The following is a 17,877-nucleotide window of genomic DNA, read 5'->3' on the forward strand; positions in this document are numbered from 1 at the left end:
AGGCTATCGGCCACTCTCTGAACAGACTTTAGTGAATCTGTATACTTTTACATCTATCAACAACAGAAGCCGCTATCCGTGTGAGCAAGATCGCTATTCCATGCTACTGACCATCACCACAACAAAGCAGCAGGCCGCCCGAAGGCGGCCTGTCACTTACCCCTGATATGCACCGGCGGAGTAGGTCAGCTCATAGCTGTGGCTGTAGATCTCGACGATATTGCCGAAGGGATCTTCCATGTAGACCATGCGGTAGGGTTTCTCGCCCGGGTAGTACTCGCGTACCGGCATCCGCTGCTTGCCGCCCGCCGCGACGATGCGCGCCGCCAGCCCCTCGACATCCGGATCCTGCACGCTGAAGTGGAACACCCCGGTCTTCCAGAATTCGAAGTTGTTTTCGCGCTGCTCGCTGTTGGGGAACTCGAACAGCTCGATGCCGATCTTGTCGCCGGTAGAGAGGTGGGCGATGCGGAAGGAGCCCCAGCCCGGGCCAAACACGTCGTTGCACATCACGCCGATGGCGGAGTCATCCTCGCTGATGGTTGTCGCCGGCATGATGAGATACCAGCCCATCACCTTGGTATAGAACTCGACCGCCTTGTCGAGGTCAGTCACCGTGATGCCGATGTGGGAGAAGTTGCGCGGGTAAGTCATACGTCACCTTGAAATTGTGTGTGGGAAACAGGTGACATGATAGGAAGGAGCGACATAATGAAAAATAAGGTCAAACTAATGGAAGGCATAATTTAAATTTATGGTTAATCCGCTCTGGCTCCACACCCTGGTGGTGGTGCATGAAACCGGCAGTTTTACCCGCGCCGCCGAGCGGCTGGATCTCACCCAGGCCGCCGAACAGCTGCGGGCCCGTCTCTCTGACGACGACCCTCACCGCGGCGCCATCACCCTCACCACCCCCGGCAGCATCGGCCTGCTGCTCTATCCCCTGCTGCTCGACCAGCAACAGGAGCACCCCGGACTCACCATCCAGCACCGCTTTGCACCCACCCCCGACATAGTGCAGGCGGTACTGGCAGGGCGCAGCGATCTGGGACTGGTGGATCAACCGCCGGAGCACCCCAGCATCGCCGCCGAGCCCTTTGCCCGCGAACCCCTCTGTCTGGTGGTACCCAACGACGGCGAGGATCCGAGCTGGCAGCACCTCTGTCAGCTCGGCTTTATCGATCACCCGGATGGCCGCAGCATGGCCCGGCGCCTGCTGGGACGACGCTACCCTGGCCAGCGCGTTGACGAGATCCCGCTGCGCGGCTTTACCAACCAGATCGGCCTGATCCTGGAGCCGGTCGCCCGCGGCCTCGGCTTTACCGTGCTGCCCCGCTTCGCCGTCACCGCCTTTGCCCAGCAGGAGAAGATCCGGGTGATCCAGAGCCGGATCGAGGTGATCGACACCCTCTGGCTTATCTACCGCGCCGAGTGGCCGCTCCCCGCCCGCCACCAGCGGCTGGTCGCCGTCCTGAAACAGCGGGTTGCTGCACACTGAATGCTCTTGCGGCAGACATCGAGATCAATGTGGCCACAGTCACCGGGGGGCTAACAACAAGAAGAAAAAAGAGAGGAGAGAGGGATAAATTGGCGAACGCCGGAAATGCGAAAGGCCAGCTCAATGAGCTGGCCTTTCTGAAAATGGCAGGGGCGGCAGGACTCGAACCCGCAACCATCGGTTTTGGAGACCGCTGTTCTACCAATTGGAACTACGCCCCTGCAACAAACGAGGCGTAGTATACAAAGTGGAGATCAAAGGTAAAGGCTTTTTTTACACTTTCGATGCGATTGCACAAATCCCGAACAAGTCGCGGTTGTTTGTGCAGCAAAGCGGGATAACTTGCTGTATTTGCAGCCCTGCCGGGGTAGGAATGGGACATAAATGGGGGTAGGGTGAAATCAGGTACCGGGAGGCCACTTATGCTCAATTACCGACTGCTCCAACAACTGGCGCCCCTCAACTTCAGGGATGAACGCAAAACAGAGGCCCTGCCCGCCTATCTTGAACGGGTAGCGCCGCTGGTGCCCTTTATTCCTGAAAATGTGCTCTCCCAGTGGATTTACCGTCATTGGCGCGGTTTTGAGTCCAACTGGAGCTTTATCGATCTCGCCAACCATCAGTTCACCTGTGAAAGCTGGCCCACCGCGCAGCTGGTGGATCAGGTGGACTCCCGCCATATGGAGGTGATCGAGCGCTGGGGCGAGATGCTGCGTAGCAATCGCTATGTGCGCCGCTCCTGGCTCGGCGAGAAGATGCTGAACGATGGCACCTGGCCGGAACCTGTCATCGTACTGGCGCCGGAGGAGGGAGCCAGCTACCCGAACGGCCATCCCCTGCCCCGCCCCTATTGCCTGCTGGAAGGACACCACAGACTCGGTTATTTGCGCGCCATGGCCCGCGATGGGGAATCGCTGCAAGAGACGCACAGAGTGTGGATTTGTCGTCATGTTTCCGCCACTTAAACGTTTTTCATGCTGAAATTGGCATCATAAATAAAATTTTGACAATTAAAAAACCGGCCCTATAATCTGTCCGGTTTTGAAAAAGGTCGGGACGAAACGATGCAGTTTTTGATTCAGAAAACAGCCTTGCAGACGGGTGGTGCGCACCAGAGCGCCCCCGTTGTTTCCGGTTCCCACCCCAACGATCCCCAGCTATTTTTAAAAAAAGCCCCTGTTTCAGGGGCTTTTTTTTGTGCCCGAAAAACCTCCAATGATGTCAAAGGGAATGCAGACGATGACCAATCCACTCTATAAGAAACATGTCATCTCCATTTCGGACCTGACCCGGTCAGAAATGGAACTGGTAGTCTCAACCGCACAACGGTTGAAGGCTGAACCTGACACCAGCCTGTTGAAAGACAAGCTGGTTGCCAGCTGCTTCTTCGAAGCCTCCACCCGCACCCGCCTCTCGTTCGAGACCGCGGTACAGCGCCTTGGCGGCAACATCATAGGCTTCGCCGACGGTGGCAACACCAGCGCCAAGAAGGGTGAGACGCTGGCTGACTCCATCAAGATCATCGGCTCCTACTCGGATGCGGTGGTGATGCGCCACCCGAAAGAGGGCGCGGCCCGTCTGGCCTCCGAATTCTCCCGCGTGCCGGTCATCAACGGCGGCGACGGCTCCAACCAGCATCCGAGCCAGACCCTGCTCGACCTGTTCACCATCCATGAGACCCAGGGTCGTCTGGACAATCTCAACGTCGCCTTCGTCGGTGACCTGAAATATGGCCGCACCGTGCACTCGCTGGCCCAGGCCCTCAGCCTGTTCAACTGCCGCTTCTTCTTCATCTCCCCAGAAGCGCTGGCGATGCCGGACTACATCTGCGAAGAGCTGGAAGAGAAGGGTATCCAGTTCAGCGTCCACCAGACCATGGAAGAGGTGATGCCGGAGCTGGACATCCTCTACATGACCCGCGTCCAGAAAGAGCGCTTCGACGAGACCGAATACAAGCACATGGCCGCCAAGTTCATTCTGGAGCTGGCGACTCTGGAAGGGGCCAAGCCCACCATGAAGATCCTGCATCCCCTGCCCCGCGTCGACGAGATCGATGTGGCGGTCGACAAGACTCCCCACGCTTGCTACTTCCAGCAGGCGGAGAACGGGGTCTATGCACGCCAGGCGCTGCTGGCACTGGTACTGAACGAAACTGTCTGAGCTTAGGGGAATATCATGTCTGACAAGAACCAACTGCAAGTCGAAGCCATCCGTCACGGCTCCGTCATCGATCACATCCCCGCTGGCCAGGGCATCAAGATCCTCAAGCTGTTCCAGCTGGTCGAAACCCAGGAGCGGATCACCGTCGGCTTCAACCTGAAATCCGGCGCGCTGGGCAAGAAGGATCTCATCAAGATTGAGAACACCCGCCTGACCGAGCAGCAGGCCAACCAGCTTGCGCTGTTCGCCCCGAAAGCGACCGTCAACATCATCGAAGACTTCAATGTGGTGAAGAAGCACCAGCTGGAGCTGCCGGAGTTCATCGCCGGGGTGTTCCACTGCCCCAACTCCAACTGCATCTCCCATAACGAGCCGGTTGACAGCTACTTCCGGGTGCGCGAAGTGAAAGGCGTGGTACGGATGAAGTGCAAATATTGCGAGAAGTCCTTCACTCAGGACATCGTCAGCGAGCGTTACTGATATCTGATTGGGCCCCGCGGGGCCCATTTTTGAACCCTGTCACATCACCAAATTTCCAGTCAGCTATAATTTGCCATCGCAAGATGGTAATGCCCGCTCATTCCCTGCATATAGATGGATTATCAGTGTTTTTGCCTGATAACTGACTGCTATGGCAGATATCGCGCGTTTACCTCCGGTCATCATCAAAGGAATTCGCCGTGGTCAAAACCCTCAGTCGTCCCGTTGCCCAAGAGCCCGATCTGGCCCAGCTGGATGCCTGTCGCCAGATCATCGGTCAGCACTGCTACAGCACCCAGGAAGAGATCCGCCGCGAGCTGTCTGAGCGCGGCTTTGCCGACATCAGCCAGTCCACCATCTCCCGCCTGCTGCGCCGTCTCGGCGTCGCAAAGGCCCAGAATGCCAACGGCAAGAAGGTCTACACCCTGGTCGATGAGCAGCTGGAACCCGCCGGCAGTACCCGCTCTATCCACGACATGGTGCGCGAAGTGGTACACAACCAGCAGATGGTGCTGATCCACACCACTCCGGGGGCCGCCACCGTGGTGGCTCGCCTGCTGGATCGCAACGCCAATCCCGAGATCATGGGCGCCGTCGCGGGCAATGACGTGGTGCTGGTCGCGCCGCGCCATATCAGCCGCACCCGTCAGGCCCACGCCGCCGTGGTGCGCACGCTAGCGCAGGCCCGCTAAGCCATTTCCCCTAAATACATCGAGGCGACCCGCGGGTCGCCTTTTTGTTGCCTGCAATTTTCTGCCCATCACTTCTTACGCCCATAAAAAACGGGAGCCCGCAGGCTCCCGTTTCATCTTGCTTGCCATCCTCAGGAGAGCACGGCGCCCAGACTCAGGCAGACCACGATCAGCACGGTCAGGATACCGAGCAGCGGAGCCACCCACTTCAGCCAGCGCACATAAGGCACCTTGGCGATGGCCAGACCGCCCATGACCACGGCGGAGGTCGGGGTCACCAGGTTCACCAGACCGGAGGCAGACTGGTAAGCAGTCACCACCAGATCGCGGCCCACGTTGGCGAAGTCGGCCAGCGGCGCCATGATCGGCATGGTCAGTACGGCCAGACCGGAGGAGGACGGCACCAGGAAGGAGAGCACCACTTCCAACACGAACATCACGTTGATAAAGACGATGGTGGAGAGGCCGGTCACGATCCCTTCTGCACTGTGCAAAATGGTGTGAGTGATCATGCCGTTATCCATTACCACCACGATACCGCGGGCGATACCGATAATCAGCGCCACCCCCAGCAGGTCGCGAGCACCATCGATAAAGTTGGAGGTCAGCTCCTCCTCGCTCATACGGGAGATGAGACCAACGATGATGGCGGCAGCCAGGAACACACCGGAGATCTGCGCCATCCACCAGCCCAGCACGGCCACACCGTAGATCATCACGGCGAAGGCAGCGACGAAGATACCCAGCACGATTTTACGGGTCAGGGTGAACTCCAGCATCTGGTCACTCTTGTTGCCAAGGAAGTGGGCACGGTTCTCTTCCCACTTGTCAGCCACCAGAGATTTGCTCGGATCGCTGCGCACCATCTTGGCGTAACGCATGACGTAGGCAACGCAGAGCAGCCAACCGGCGACCAGCATGGCAACGCGCAGCCAGATACCGTCGGTGAAGGAGATACCGGCCGCGTTGGCGGCAATAACTGTGGCAAACGGGTTGATGGTGGAACCGAGAGTACCGATACCGGCACCCAGCAATACGGTTGCAGCAGCCACCACAGGGTCGAAGCGGGCGGCCATCATCACTGGTACCAGCAGGGTGTAGAACGGCAGCGACTCTTCGGCCATCCCATAGATGGTGCCGCCTGCGGCGAACAGCGCCATCAGGATCGGGATCATCCACTCTTCCCGGCCGCGCAGGCGGTCGGTCACACGTTCAATACCGGCATCGATGGCACCTGTCTTGGTCACAATGCCAAGAAAACCACCGATGATCAGGATAAAGAGGGAGACGTCGATGGCGCCTGCCTCATAGGTGTCGTGGTTGTAGAGGCCATCGATAGGTGCCAGCAGCACGTCGACGATCCCCTGGGGATTGCCCTCTACCAGCTTGTAGGTACCGGCCACCGGCACTTCTTTGCCGAGGGCTTCGTTCATGGTCATCTCATATTTGCCGGCCGGCACTATCCAGCTCAGGGCGGCCACCAGGGCGATCAGCACAAACAGTATCGTGTAGGCTGACGGGAACTTGAATTTGGTCATGGTCCAGCTTCCTTCTGTGGGTGTGGTATCCATGCAGGCTGCGGGTTGTAGGGTTAGAGGTATTATGCCGCTGTCACATGGTCGAAAAGCCGGGGGTCACCCCCCGGCACCACTACTGCGACCTTAGTCGCCCAGCGTAGCAACCATCACTGCCTTGATGGTGTGCATCCGGTTTTCGGCCTCGTCGAACACGATGCTGTGCTCGGATTCGAACACGTCCTCGGTCACTTCCAGGCCTTTCATGCCATATTTGTCAGCCACTTCCTTGCCCATGGTGGTCTCGTCGTTGTGGAACGCCGGCAGGCAGTGCATGAACTTCACATCCGGGTTCTTAGTGGCGTTGATGACATCCATGTTGACCTGATACGGAGTCATCAGTTTGACTCGCTGATCCCAGGCTTCTTTCGCTTCACCCATGGATACCCAGACATCGGTGTAGAGGAAGTCAGCACCCAGTACACCCTCTTTCACATCTTCGGTCAGGGTGATGCGTGCGCCGGTCTCTTCGGCGATCTGGCGGCACTTGGCAACCAGCTCCTCTTCCGGCCAGAAGGCTTTCGGCGCTACCAGACGGATGTCCATGCCCATTTTGGCGGCACCGACCATCAGGGAGTTACCCATGTTGTTGCGGGCATCACCCAGGTAGGCGAACTTGATTTGATCCAGACGCTTGCCCTTGCCGTGCTCCAGCATGGTCATGAAGTCGGCCAGGATCTGGGTCGGGTGGAATTCGTTGGTCAGGCCGTTCCAGACCGGGACACCGGCGTAGGCGCCCAGCTCTTCGACGATCTCCTGACCGTAGCCACGGTATTCGATACCGTCATACATGCGGCCCAGTACCCGAGCGGTGTCCTTCATGGACTCCTTGTGACCGATCTGGGAACCGCTCGGGCCAAGGTAAGAGACTTGCGCGCCCTGGTCGAAGGCCGCTACTTCAAATGCACAACGGGTGCGGGTAGAGGTCTTCTCGAAAATTAGGGCGATGTTTTTGCCGGTCAGGTGTTTGCGCTCGTAGCCACCGTATTTTGCTTTTTTCAGGTCGATGGCCAGGTCAATCATGTATTGGATTTCGCGCGGGGTGAAGTCCAGCAGTTTCAGGAAGTTACGGTTACGCAGATTAAAAGCCATGATGAGTTCTCTCTATATATGTTTCAGACCAGTTCGGGCAGTAGTGTTGACTACGCATTCTCAGTACAGATGTCGGTAATTACGCATGTACGGTGCGGGTGGCGACGATATTGGTGCCGGCTTCTCCCTTGAGGATGGCGAGGCCATCTTCCAGCGAGCCGATGCCAACCATGCCGCCGGTCGCTTTGACAAATTCACAAGAGGCTTCGACTTTCGGCCCCATGGAACCTGCATCGAACTTGACCCCAGCCAGCTCGTCCGGGCTGGTGACTCGCAGCGGACGCTGGGTCGGTTTGCCCCAATCGAGATAGACGGCATCGGCGTCGGTCAGGATCAGCAGGGCGTCGGCCTTGATCTGCTTGGCCAGATAGGCGGCAGACATGTCCTTGTCGATGACGGCTTCGATACCGGTCAGGCTCTGGCCATCCCAGGTCACCGGGATACCACCACCACCGGTACAGATGATGAGGTGGCCCTGGGCAATCAGGGTTTCGATGGCGTCGCCTTCTACAATGCGCTGGGGCAGCGGGGACGGCACTACGCGGCGGAAGAACTTGCCGTCAGCCTTGACCACCCAGTGCTTCTCTTCTGCCAGGGTGCGGGCTTCAGCCTCTTCGTAGACGGGGCCGATAAATTTGGTCGGGTTGGCGAATGCCGGATCCTTGGGATCGACCTGCACCTGAGTCAGCAGCGCGGTGACGTTACGGCTCGGCATCAGGTTTTTCAGCTCCTGGATCAGCATGTAGCCGATCATCTGAGACTCGGCACCCAGCACATCCAGCGGATAGGGGGATACCTTGGTGTAGGCGCTGTTCTGCAGGGCCAGCAGGCCGACTTGCGGGCCGTTGCCATGCACCAGCACCACGTTGTACTCCTGAGCGATCAGGGCGATGGTCTTGGCGGCCGTTGCGATGTTCTTGCGCTGGATATCCGCTTCCAGTGGCTCACCACGACGGAGCAGTGCATTGCCACCCAGAGCGACGACGACAGTTGGTTTTTTCATAGTGGTTAATCTCGAGTTTGGTTCTGTGTGGCGCCAGCTTCTGCCGGCGCCACGCCGTCTCATCAGATGCTGTCGCGTTCCATCGGGCAGCTCATGCAGCGGGCTCCGCCGCGGCCACGGCCCAGTTCATCACCCGGGATGGAGAGAACTGTGATGCCAGCCTTGTCGTATTTCTCGTTGGTGTAGGTATTGCGCTCGTAACCCACCACCACGCCGGGACGCACGGTCAGCACGTTGTTGGCGTCGTTCCACTGCTCGCGTTCGGCTTCGAAGCTGTCACCGCCAGTGGTGATGATCTTCAGCTGATCCACGCCCAGTGCTTTCTCGATAGCAGTGACGAAGTAACCCTCTTCCTTGATGTTCATGCCGGTGGCGCCGCCCGGAGTCAGGCTCCAGCACTGCACATCCTTGCGGATCACTTCCGGATAGACGGAGAAGGTATCGATGTCCATGTGGGTCATCACGGTATCCAGGTGCATGCAGCTGCGGTGTTTCGGCAGCTCCATGGCGATGACCTGTTTGGCCTGACCGTGTTTGAACAGGCTGCGAGCCAGGTGCTCAACACCTTGCGGGGTGGTGCGCTCGGACATGCCGATCAGCACGGCGCCGCGGCCGATAACCAGTACGTCGCCACCCTCGATGGTGGAGTTGTCGTAGTCACGCTCCTCGTCACCGAAGTACTTGATGAAGTCCTGACCGGCAAACATCGGGTGCCAGCGGTAGATGGCCTTCACATGGTTGGTTTCGCGGCGACGAGCCGGCTTGGCCATCGGGTTGATGGAGACGCCGCCATAAACCCAGCAGGAGGTGTCACGGGTAAAGAGGTGGTTGGGCAGCGGCTCAATGATGAAATCGGTCGGAGCGTGCATGCCCACTACCATGTTGACACCGCTGTAGGGCATCTCGGAGTAAGTCAGGCCGCCGGAGAGAATGCGGGCCAGTTCGCGGTGCGGCATGTCAGCCAGGAAGCAGCGCACGTCGTTGGCAAAAGAAGAGCCGAGGCGATAGTCGGAGACCTGATGTTGCAGCAGCCAGGTTTTGGCTTCCGGCACATCCAGGGTTTCCGCCAGCAGATTGGTCAGCAGGAAAACTTCGACATTCTGATCGCGCAGTACCTGAGCGAATTTGTCGTGCTCCTGACCGGCACGTTCAACAGACAGGACGTCATCGAACAGCAGATCCTGGCAGTTGGAAGGAGTCAGACGCTTCAGACTGAGGTTGGGGCGGTGCAACATGACACGGCGCAATTGGCCAACTTCAGAACCTACATAAAATTTGCTCATGATTATATTCCGTCTAGCAGTGGTCCCTGCGAGTGATTGAATAGATTCCTTCTATTCATGCTCGTGGCTAAGGCGGGATATTCTTTATGTAGGGTAATCGGCTTGTGTTCTATCCTGCCCTTGCCTTTCGAGACAGAGGTTAGCCCTGCGAATCACGACAAACTTAGACATTGATCACATTCACTCAGAACTGAATATATTCACCATCCAATCTATGACCCCGGTAGCAAATTGCGCATTTTCCACACAAGGCAAACCGAATAACCATGCAAAACCACCCTGCTATATTTCAGATTGATTCATTTTTTATTCATGTCAGTTCACTGGAGTGATTAAATGAAAATAACAAAAAACGTTAAAAATCATTGCCATAAATAACATTACAAATAAAATTTGAATATTACTCCCTAGGTATTGAATACATCGCCGTGACGGGAGGAACGCGGGAGAAATAAATACTCACCTCGACCACATTCACTGCATAAATCTTTTCTTGTTCCAGATCATGGCATTGATGCCAACCCCATCAGACTCGGCCTCATAAGTCATCACATCTTTGTGCGGTTCAACTTAATATGCACAAAGTCCGCATCAAGCTGGGCAACCATCCTCGTCGGTCACCACAACGCCTTTTGATACTTTTTTCATTAATTGAATTTATTCGTCTCACCTTGCACTGGCGCCAACCTCGGCTTAACTCAGAAAGTGATCCAGATCACACAGGAATGGCACTACCAAGGAGTTGTTATGAAGATGAAACCCATGCTGTTGCTCGCGACTTTGCTGCTCTCTGCGCTCCCCACCCTCAGTCAGGCTGAAGGAGCCCCTGCCATGCCCATGGTGGTATGCCATGTCGACAAGGCCCCCCAGATGCTGGTGCCTGATTATGTCTGCCGCTGGCAGGGAGGCAGCATTCATTACTAGTCGAAACAACGAGAGGAGCATCACTCCTCTCGCCTTGTGATGAGACTGGCCCCTCCTATACTGAAATCAGCGGTTTTCTCATGGATAGGGGAACGTCATGATCTTGTTGGTCGGTGGAGAGAAGGGGGGGAGTGGCAAGAGCTGCCTGGCACAAAATCTGGCGGTCTACCTCAGATCCCAATTTCAGGGGGAGGTATTGCTGGTCGACTGCGACCCACAGCGCACCACCTCTGACTGGATTCAGGAGCGCAATGACAACCCGGAGCTGCCACAAATCAACTGCGTACAGCTCTATGGCAATATTCGCAACGACCTGCTCAGCCTGAAAAACCGCTACGACTACGTCATCGTCGATTGCGGCGGGCAAGACAACCGGGCACTGCGCTCTACCATGGCTGTCGCCACCCACGCCTTGATCCCCTTGCGCCCGAAACGTCGCGACCTCAAGACCCTGCCCCACATGGAAGATCTCATCACCACCTGCAAGATGGTCAATCCGACCCTCAATGCAGCCGTAGTGCTGACCCAGTGTCCCGCCCTGCCCAATCAGGTAAAACGCATTCTGGAAGCGAAAGAGGTTTGCTCCTCGTTCGGTGTCGACGTCCTGAACGCCATCACCTATGGCCGCAACGTCTATGACGACAGCGAGGAGAAGGGACTGTCGGTGATGGAGATCGAACCGGATGGCAAATCCGCCGAAGAGATTCGGGCCATCGCCAAAGAGTTCCTGCAAGTGGGGGGGTGAGATGGGTCTGGCCGATCTGAAGAAAAAGCACCAGCTGCATCACCAGAAGAAGTTCACCGTCGACGAATTTATTGAAGATGCGGAGTTCTACGCCAAGGGCAAACCCAAGGTGGTCAGCCTTGAACTGGGCCTGCATCGTGACGAAGCCTTGTCGGCGCTGGCCTTTATCGAGAGTGGCGAGCACCTGAAGCCCAGCTACAAAAAAGCCACCTTCTCCATGAGCACGGTGGCCATCGACGAGCTGGGTAATCTGACCCAGCAAGACGGCATGAACAAGTCCCTGTTGCTGCGCCTCTTTACCCACTACTTCTCCTCGCTCACCCCGGAAGAGCGCCAGACCATCTATGAGCGGCTCAACCAGCGCTCATAATTTCTCCATTCAACCGCTCTTGTGTGCCTCGCCAACTCACCCCGAATGACCATTATCAGACTGCAAAATCTGTTTCTGAAGCAACCAAAATGCCGTGTAAGAGATCTGCCATTTCATATGTAAGCCAACAGCCTAAAAGATCCCTGAGATAATCGGAAGATAAGATCTTAAAACATGAAGATGAGAAACTTAACTAGCTGTTTATAAATGAATAAATCGAAACTCACCGCTTTCGAAATAGCTAATGGCAAAAACGTTTTCCAATCTGGCGTTGTAGCCGGCTAGAAAATCCTTATAGTTACTCATGCACGGACGCAATGAAGTCGGTCAGGAAGACTGGCTGCTAGGGTTGGGCAAATGGACTCACCACAGGATGTGGTAAAGGACACCTCCCAGGACGGAGAAAGTGCGGCGGGACAGGATGACTCGTCAGGCCAAGATGGCTAAAGGACACCCCAAAGGATTGGGAAGGGGAAACCTAAAGGAAGAGGTAAACAGTCAGGGATTGCAGGGAGCAACTTCGTTCAAGGATCTGAGCGATACGACTACCGGGGGCGACGCAAGTCGCCCCCATCTTTTTATCTGCGTTTCACCGCGACCATTGCCTGATTCCCAATTGCTTGCCTCAGCGCAGAGACTTCTTGCCAGAACCTTCGCGACCTGCAGCCTAAGTAAAAATACATATGAAAGGGGCGCCACGATGGCGCCCTTCTCTGTTTTCTAATCGGCAAACAAGCTTATATCACGCGAGAGAACTGCTGCTGGCGCGCCTTGTTGCGCAAGTACACGTCGAAACACATGCAGATATTGCGGATCAGCAGCTGCCCCGTGGAAGAGACCTCCAGACCATCCTCCGTCATACGCACCAATCCATCGTTGATGAAGGTCTGCAGCAGCTTGAGATCGTCGGCAAAATACTCTCTGAAATTGAGCCCGTGCGCCTGTTCGACAGCGGCAAAATTCAGACGGAAATCACAGATGAGCCGCTTGATCACCTCACGGCGGATCAGGTCATCCTGATTGAGCGAGCAGCCTTTCCACTGGGCATGACCCAGCTCTGCAACCTGTGCGTAATACGCCTTGAGCTCTTTCTGGTTCTGGGAATAGGCCTCACCGATCATGCTGATGGAGGAGACCCCCAGTCCCAGCAGATCGCAATCACCCTGGGTGGTATAGCCCTGGAAGTTGCGGTGCAGCTTGCCCTCGCGCTGCGCTACCGCCAGCTCGTCATCGGGTTTGGCAAAATGGTCCATACCGATGAACTGATAACCCTGGCCAGTGAGGAAGGCGATGGTGTCCTGCAGCATGGCCAGCTTCTCCTGCGGCGCAGGCATATCCACCTCTTTCAACTTGCGCTGGGCGGCAAAGCGACTCGGCAGATGGGCATAGTTGAAGATGGAGAGGCGCGCCGGATCCGTCTTGAGCACCTCTTCCAGCGTATGGTGGAAGCTGGCACGATCCTGATGCGGCAGGCCATAGATAAGGTCGAGGTTGGTCGAGCGGAAACCCAGTTCTCTGGCCCGTTCCAACATGGCTTTAATAAAGTCGTTGTCCTGCTCGCGGTTGACTGCGACCTGTACATCCTTGTTGAAGTCCTGCACCCCAAGGCTGATGCGGTTGAAGCCGACGTCTCGCAGCACATCCAGCATGGTAATGGCAATCTCGCGCGGATCGACCTCGATGCTGAACTCCCCCTCTTCGGCGAAATGGAAGTGCTCACGCAGCATGGCCATCAGGCGGCGCGTTTGTACTTCATCCAGATAGGTGGGAGTACCGCCGCCCCAGTGCAACTGGGTGACCAGACGATGCTTGAAGAGCGGGGCTTGCGCCTTGATCTCCTGCTCCAAATAGTCGAGGTACTCGTCAGCCTTGTGTTGATGACGGGTAATGACCTTGTTGCAGCCGCAGTAGTAGCAGAGCTTGTGACAGAAAGGGATGTGCACGTAGAGCGACAGATTGCGCTCGGGATACTGGCCGGCAGCGCGGACAAAATCCGGATAGCCGAAGCTCTCGTTGAACTCCAGCGCAGTGGGATAAGAGGTGTATCGCGGGCCACTGTAGTTATATTTTTCGATCAGGGCCTGATCCCACACAATCTGTTCTGCTTGCACGCTCGCTTCCTCTCTTGTTGTTATTGTTGGCTCACCGACCTAACTGAAAATCCTTCAGCTGGGCCACATCCTTGAGGATCTGAGCCTCCAGCTCGGCCTCGTAACCGCTGCGTTCGAGATCCATCTTCATCACTTCATTGCGCTTGAGGGCACGTCTGGCCTCATGAGTCGGCATATCTTTCACCTTCTCATACAGCCCGTACAGACCTGGGAACTCGGCAACGAACGCCCGCCCCCCCTTGATCTGCAACGCATCCAGCAGATTGGTCAGCCGAATGGCGCCTTCGGAGTAATCGCACTGCCCCTCCTGCACCGCATGAGCAATGACCCGTACGCTCTCCAGAATTCGTTCATTGCGAGCGGTAATCGCCTGCCGCTGCATCGCTTGCAGCCGTCTCAGCCTGGCCAGCAGCATGCCTGCATAGATGGCCAATCCTGACAAAATCAGGCCGCCCAACAGGGCGGCCAGCATCCATCCACTCATCACTTTTTCTTCGGCTCAGGCTTGGGTTCCGGCTTGAAATCGACCTGGTTGAAACGGTCCCACAACTCCTCTTCGGAGGCTGGTTTCTGCTCGTCGAACTCGGCGTCATCGCCATCATCAAACGGCAGATCATCATCTTCATCATCGTCGTTGTCGATGATGCCCAGCTCATCCATCAGCTCCTGATAACGGTCGACGCGCTGATCAACCCAGGCCTGCTCGGCCGCGTCCAGGGTTTCACCGGCATCAAGACGATCCAGCAGATCATTCAAGCGGTCATCGTTTTCGATGGAAGCCAGCTCCTGCTCGGGCGTCATCACCAGCTTCTTCTCTTTCACCGCCTTGGGTGCTGCCGGCTTCTTCTGTTTGTCATCCACCACCAGTACCACCGGCTTGCGGGAACCGATACGCGGATCTTTGGACTGGCTGTTGCCAGACTTGTTCTTCGGCTGTTCAACTTGCTGACGAGAACCAGCCTTCAGGCCTTTGCGCTTGGCAGCCCGTTTACGCTCACGGCCTTCCTGAGCACTGACATCAGATTCTTTGCGCTTGCCAGTAGGCTTGCGAGTGGGTTGTTTGGCAGACATGAATGGCTAACTCCGAAAATAACTGGTTTGACCCGTACCCGGGATGATCTCACCCGGTGGGATACGATGCGAGGAACAGTAAGGCTGGAACAAGAGCAGGATCCCGCACCAATCCGGCCCAATCAGGCCACTGAACACCGCAGGATCGGTATCCTCTGGGCATGTTGCTGGTATTTTGACACAGAATGACTGATCGGGTTAATGACCCAAAAGAAAAAAGGCAGCCGAAGCTGCCTTGATATGTTCATGCGTGCGCCATCCTGAATGGCAAAACAATCTGTTTCGTCCTCTCCGTGACAACTTGTCGCCGCATCATATCGTTGTGTGGTCATCCTGACCTTATATTGGTCGTTCCTGAATGTGCGTGTGCTTGTTTCACCCGTCTCGACCGCATCCTGCCATCGTGCCGGGGAGTCTGCATCCCGCAACCCCATCCCGCTCCGGAGATGGCCACCATCCTGATCCTTCAATCCTTTGCCAGCTCATCCGAGCCCATGGCATCCCGCCACGCCAGCCATCCTCTGCTCACAACGCCCTGTCGTGAAACTGCCACCCAATCCGTGGGTGAATCCATTAAGCCTACTGTACCAACTCTATAAAGCGGCTCAATCCACTCAAAACATTCTCAACATGTCGAAAAATATCAATATTTATATAATTTATTGATAAATAATGATTATTTAATATTTTATGCAATTTTATGAGCCTTGGCCTGCCTTGAGAATGGGAGATCTCTTACAGAACGGGGGGATTAAACCGAGAATTATCTGAAAGCCATAAAAACAACGGGGAGCCCAGGCTCCCCGTTTCAACTCAAATCGACCGTATCGACTATATCAGTGCAGACCCGCCACATATTTGGAGAGGGCTTCGATATCCTGATCAGTCAGTTTCTTGGCAACATCCCGCATCATGCCATTCGGATCGTTGTCACGCGTGCCGGCACGGAATGCGGTGAGCTGAGCCTTGATATAGGCAGGATGCTGGCCGGACAGGTTGGGATACTTCGCCTGTTCGACACCCGAGCCACGAGGACCATGGCAAGCCGTACAAGCTGCCAGACCGCGACTCATGTCACCACCCATATAGAGAGCCTTGCCCGCTTCGACCACGTCGTCAGGGACAGCGATAGGGGTAACCTTCAGGCTGGAGAAATAAGCCGCCAGGTCATCCATGTCCTGTTCCGACAAAGGTAACGCCATCGGCCCCATCACTGGCGCAACCCGGCCAATTTGACCAGAAGCGGCAGCCTTCAGTTCAACTAACTGCTTTTTGATATATGATGCGTGCTGACCAGCAATTTTGGGGTACATATCAACCAGGCTGTTTCCGTCCGGTCCATGACAAGCCGCACAAACGGCAGCCTTGGTCTGTCCCGCAGCGGCATCGCCCTTGGCTTGTGCCATCCCCGTTACGCCAACCATCAGAGCAAGAGTAATGACTAGGTTCTTCATGGCGTTCCAACTTTTCGTTATTAGGCTTCCAGATCCCATGCCGCTGAAGGCATGTTAAAATAAACGCGTTTAAGCGACGCTATTTTACACCATTTTACAAAAAAGTAACTCTATAACCCTCTATCTCCATGGGGAATTTACGTTGGATACACAAACTCTGAATTTCAATAAGGTGCATTTTGTGACCAGCGCACCCGACATCCGTCACCTGCCAAATGATGGGGGTGTCGAGATCGCGTTTGCCGGCCGTTCCAACGCCGGTAAGTCATCTGCATTGAACACCTTAACCAAACACAAGAACCTGGCGCGCACCAGTAAGACACCCGGTCGTACCCAGCTGATCAACCTGTTTGAGCTGGAACCGGGCAAGCGTCTGGTCGACTTGCCGGGTTATGGTTATGCGCAAGTTCCGCTGGAAATGAAGCTCAAGTGGCAAAAGTCACTGGCAGAGTATCTGCAGCGCCGTGAGTCATTGAAAGGTCTGGTGATCCTGATGGACATCCGCCACCCGCTCAAAGATACCGACATGAACATGCTGGAGTGGAGCTCGCACCGTCAGTTGCCCGTCATGCTGCTGCTGACCAAGGCTGACAAATTGAGCCCCGGCCCGCGCAACAACCAGGTGATCAAGGTGCGCCAGGCCGTTGCCAACCTCGGTTCCCAGATCCAGGTCGAAGCGTTCTCCTCCCTCACCAATATCGGTGTGGAGAAGCTGGCGCAAACCCTGACCGAATGGTACGTCAGTGGTGACGATACCGACCTGCTGGACGCTGATGAACAGCAACCTGCCGAGGAGTAATCTACTCCTCGCTCTCCTTGCAATTGGCGGAGCACTCCTCCGCTGATTGAAAGGGTTTCAGATTGCCGCTTTCACCTGCCTCACGACTAATACCCCGAATTCGTCTCCCCTGTTATATCCATTACCGCTTACAGTTCATATAGATAGATCGTTAATTCATTATAGAAATTAACTTGAGGGGGCGCTGATAGCGTTTTCAAATCTGTTCTTTCAAAACGAACAAGAATTACAGAAAGAGACCAAAATGAAATTTAATTACAAGATCTAGCCGAAAGGGATAAAAATGAGGCCGGACGACAGTGATGCCATCCAGCCTGAAATAATAAGTTCAAAAAATTGGGAAGAAGCTGAATCTTGAGTACCAGACGATAGGTATTCCTCAAGAAACAGCCTCATTCTATCAAATGCATCGCCAATTTAAAGCATTTACTCTAAATGACGTGCATAAAAAAACACCCCGACGAGAACCTCATCGGGGCAGCTATTCAGCCACATTCAATTACGTGAAATAAAAGGTCTGAAAGATAGAACATCTTACCTCTGTACCCTACGCAGACAACTGTACAGCAAAGCAGCAGAAAGTGAAAGTAATTTATGTAATTTAGTTTCACAACTTACAGA

The 17,877-nt window shown here is 55.5% G+C and carries 19 protein-coding genes and 1 tRNA gene; 10 read left to right on the plus strand and 10 right to left on the minus strand.

Annotation, left to right across the window (positions count from 1 at the left end; translation table 11 throughout):
• Positions 1-156: 156 nt before the first annotated feature.
• Positions 157-654 carry a lactoylglutathione lyase family protein gene (locus ACTG1P_RS12065; RefSeq protein WP_113740328.1) on the minus strand — a complete coding sequence of 166 codons (498 nt, stop codon included), beginning with the start codon at positions 652-654 and terminating at the stop codon, positions 157-159.
• 100 nt (positions 655-754) lie between these two features.
• Here ACTG1P_RS12065 and ACTG1P_RS12070 point away from each other — a divergent pair, with 100 nt between their 5' ends.
• Positions 755-1,498: a LysR family transcriptional regulator gene (locus ACTG1P_RS12070; RefSeq protein WP_440001377.1), complete on the plus strand. Its 744-nt coding sequence runs from the start codon at positions 755-757 to the stop codon at positions 1,496-1,498.
• Between the two features lie 144 nt (positions 1,499-1,642).
• Here the strand turns inward: ACTG1P_RS12070 and ACTG1P_RS12075 are convergent.
• Positions 1,643-1,719: transfer RNA gene (locus tag ACTG1P_RS12075), tRNA-Trp, on the minus strand.
• Between the two features lie 201 nt (positions 1,720-1,920).
• On the opposite strand from ACTG1P_RS12075, the gene ACTG1P_RS12080 reads away from it, so the two are divergent.
• From ACTG1P_RS12080 to ACTG1P_RS12100, 5 genes are all read left to right on the plus strand, one after another.
• Entirely contained in the window at positions 1,921-2,463 is a 543-nt protein-coding gene (locus ACTG1P_RS12080) for a hypothetical protein (protein ID WP_440001378.1), read from the plus strand.
• Between the two features lie 99 nt (positions 2,464-2,562).
• Positions 2,563-2,757, plus strand: a complete 195-nt coding sequence (locus tag ACTG1P_RS12085; protein WP_440001379.1) for a hypothetical protein — start codon at positions 2,563-2,565, stop codon at positions 2,755-2,757.
• Positions 2,738-3,658, plus strand: a complete 921-nt coding sequence (gene pyrB / locus ACTG1P_RS12090) for an aspartate carbamoyltransferase (protein WP_005339735.1) — start codon at positions 2,738-2,740, stop codon at positions 3,656-3,658. Before ACTG1P_RS12085 ends, pyrB begins: the two co-directional genes overlap by 20 nt.
• Positions 3,659-3,673: 15 nt before the next feature.
• Positions 3,674-4,138, plus strand: a complete 465-nt coding sequence (pyrI, locus tag ACTG1P_RS12095) for an aspartate carbamoyltransferase regulatory subunit (protein ID WP_005339730.1) — start codon at positions 3,674-3,676, stop codon at positions 4,136-4,138.
• 200 nt (positions 4,139-4,338) lie between these two features.
• Positions 4,339-4,830, plus strand: coding sequence for an arginine repressor (locus tag ACTG1P_RS12100; RefSeq protein WP_005339728.1), 492 nt, complete (start codon positions 4,339-4,341; stop codon positions 4,828-4,830).
• 131 nt (positions 4,831-4,961) lie between these two features.
• Here the strand turns inward: ACTG1P_RS12100 and ACTG1P_RS12105 are convergent, their stop codons facing one another.
• From ACTG1P_RS12105 to arcA, 4 genes are all read right to left on the minus strand, one after another.
• A complete protein-coding gene (locus tag ACTG1P_RS12105) occupies positions 4,962-6,368 on the minus strand; it encodes a YfcC family protein (protein WP_005339725.1) in 1,407 nt (468 codons plus the stop codon).
• A gap of 123 nt (positions 6,369-6,491) precedes the next feature.
• The gene (gene argF, locus ACTG1P_RS12110; RefSeq protein ID WP_440001380.1) at positions 6,492-7,496 is read right to left on the minus strand and encodes an ornithine carbamoyltransferase; all 1,005 of its coding nucleotides are present in this window, start codon (positions 7,494-7,496) and stop codon (positions 6,492-6,494) included.
• A gap of 79 nt (positions 7,497-7,575) precedes the next feature.
• Positions 7,576-8,499, minus strand: coding sequence for a carbamate kinase (gene arcC / locus ACTG1P_RS12115; protein WP_440001381.1), 924 nt, complete (start codon positions 8,497-8,499; stop codon positions 7,576-7,578).
• Between the two features lie 62 nt (positions 8,500-8,561).
• The gene (gene arcA, locus ACTG1P_RS12120; RefSeq protein WP_005339718.1) at positions 8,562-9,782 is read right to left on the minus strand and encodes an arginine deiminase; all 1,221 of its coding nucleotides are present in this window, start codon (positions 9,780-9,782) and stop codon (positions 8,562-8,564) included.
• A 747-nt stretch (positions 9,783-10,529) separates the two neighbouring features.
• On the opposite strand from arcA, the gene ACTG1P_RS12125 reads away from it, so the two are divergent.
• The 3 genes from ACTG1P_RS12125 (at position 10,530) to ACTG1P_RS12135 (ending at position 11,821) form a co-directional block, all read left to right on the plus strand.
• Positions 10,530-10,706: a hypothetical protein gene (locus tag ACTG1P_RS12125; protein ID WP_206900929.1), complete on the plus strand. Its 177-nt coding sequence runs from the start codon at positions 10,530-10,532 to the stop codon at positions 10,704-10,706.
• Between the two features lie 97 nt (positions 10,707-10,803).
• Positions 10,804-11,451, plus strand: coding sequence for an AAA family ATPase (locus ACTG1P_RS12130; RefSeq protein ID WP_335862992.1), 648 nt, complete (start codon positions 10,804-10,806; stop codon positions 11,449-11,451).
• A gap of 1 nt (position 11,452) precedes the next feature.
• A complete protein-coding gene (locus tag ACTG1P_RS12135; protein ID WP_005339715.1) occupies positions 11,453-11,821 on the plus strand; it encodes a hypothetical protein in 369 nt (122 codons plus the stop codon).
• A 737-nt stretch (positions 11,822-12,558) separates the two neighbouring features.
• On the opposite strand, the gene hemN is transcribed toward ACTG1P_RS12135, so the two are convergent.
• From hemN to ACTG1P_RS12155, 4 genes are all read right to left on the minus strand, one after another.
• Entirely contained in the window at positions 12,559-13,932 is a 1,374-nt protein-coding gene (gene hemN, locus ACTG1P_RS12140) for an oxygen-independent coproporphyrinogen III oxidase (protein ID WP_440001382.1), read from the minus strand.
• Positions 13,933-13,963: 31 nt separating this feature from the next.
• Positions 13,964-14,404 (minus strand): DUF2489 domain-containing protein, encoded by a 441-nt coding sequence (locus tag ACTG1P_RS12145; protein ID WP_440002303.1) that lies wholly within the window; start codon positions 14,402-14,404, stop codon positions 13,964-13,966.
• 11 nt (positions 14,405-14,415) lie between these two features.
• Entirely contained in the window at positions 14,416-15,003 is a 588-nt protein-coding gene (gene yihI / locus ACTG1P_RS12150; protein ID WP_335827392.1) for a Der GTPase-activating protein YihI, read from the minus strand.
• Between the two features lie 836 nt (positions 15,004-15,839).
• A complete protein-coding gene (locus tag ACTG1P_RS12155) occupies positions 15,840-16,457 on the minus strand; it encodes a c-type cytochrome (RefSeq protein WP_005339710.1) in 618 nt (205 codons plus the stop codon).
• A 142-nt stretch (positions 16,458-16,599) separates the two neighbouring features.
• Here ACTG1P_RS12155 and yihA point away from each other — a divergent pair, with 142 nt between their 5' ends.
• A complete protein-coding gene (gene yihA / locus ACTG1P_RS12160) occupies positions 16,600-17,256 on the plus strand; it encodes a ribosome biogenesis GTP-binding protein YihA/YsxC (protein WP_026034975.1) in 657 nt (218 codons plus the stop codon).
• Positions 17,257-17,877 lie beyond the last annotated feature (621 nt).

Origin of the sequence: Aeromonas sp. 11P, assembly GCF_051920165.1 — a bacterium.
Taxonomy (GTDB): Bacteria; Pseudomonadota; Gammaproteobacteria; order Enterobacterales; family Aeromonadaceae; genus Aeromonas; species Aeromonas veronii.

Bases quoted from the DNA above. Each gene is read 5' to 3' on its own strand.
- ACTG1P_RS12135 (WP_005339715.1), top strand. From the start codon at position 11,453: ATGGGTCTGGCCGATCTGAAGAAAAAGCACCAGCTGCATCACCAGAAG.
- ACTG1P_RS12065 (WP_113740328.1), bottom strand. From the start codon at position 654: ATGACTTACCCGCGCAACTTCTCCCACATCGGCATCACGGTGACTGAC.
- ACTG1P_RS12130 (WP_335862992.1), top strand. From the start codon at position 10,804: ATGATCTTGTTGGTCGGTGGAGAGAAGGGGGGGAGTGGCAAGAGCTGC.
- ACTG1P_RS12080 (WP_440001378.1), top strand. From the start codon at position 1,921: ATGCTCAATTACCGACTGCTCCAACAACTGGCGCCCCTCAACTTCAGG.
- argF (WP_440001380.1), bottom strand. From the start codon at position 7,496: ATGGCTTTTAATCTGCGTAACCGTAACTTCCTGAAACTGCTGGACTTC.
- ACTG1P_RS12070 (WP_440001377.1), top strand. From the start codon at position 755: ATGGTTAATCCGCTCTGGCTCCACACCCTGGTGGTGGTGCATGAAACC.
- pyrB (WP_005339735.1), top strand. From the start codon at position 2,738: ATGACCAATCCACTCTATAAGAAACATGTCATCTCCATTTCGGACCTG.
- ACTG1P_RS12085 (WP_440001379.1), top strand. From the start codon at position 2,563: ATGCAGTTTTTGATTCAGAAAACAGCCTTGCAGACGGGTGGTGCGCAC.
- pyrI (WP_005339730.1), top strand. From the start codon at position 3,674: ATGTCTGACAAGAACCAACTGCAAGTCGAAGCCATCCGTCACGGCTCC.
- yihI (WP_335827392.1), bottom strand. From the start codon at position 15,003: ATGTCTGCCAAACAACCCACTCGCAAGCCTACTGGCAAGCGCAAAGAA.
- ACTG1P_RS12155 (WP_005339710.1), bottom strand. From the start codon at position 16,457: ATGAAGAACCTAGTCATTACTCTTGCTCTGATGGTTGGCGTAACGGGG.
- arcC (WP_440001381.1), bottom strand. From the start codon at position 8,499: ATGAAAAAACCAACTGTCGTCGTCGCTCTGGGTGGCAATGCACTGCTC.
- arcA (WP_005339718.1), bottom strand. From the start codon at position 9,782: ATGAGCAAATTTTATGTAGGTTCTGAAGTTGGCCAATTGCGCCGTGTC.
- ACTG1P_RS12105 (WP_005339725.1), bottom strand. From the start codon at position 6,368: ATGACCAAATTCAAGTTCCCGTCAGCCTACACGATACTGTTTGTGCTG.
- ACTG1P_RS12125 (WP_206900929.1), top strand. From the start codon at position 10,530: ATGAAGATGAAACCCATGCTGTTGCTCGCGACTTTGCTGCTCTCTGCG.
- ACTG1P_RS12145 (WP_440002303.1), bottom strand. From the start codon at position 14,404: ATGCTGGCCGCCCTGTTGGGCGGCCTGATTTTGTCAGGATTGGCCATC.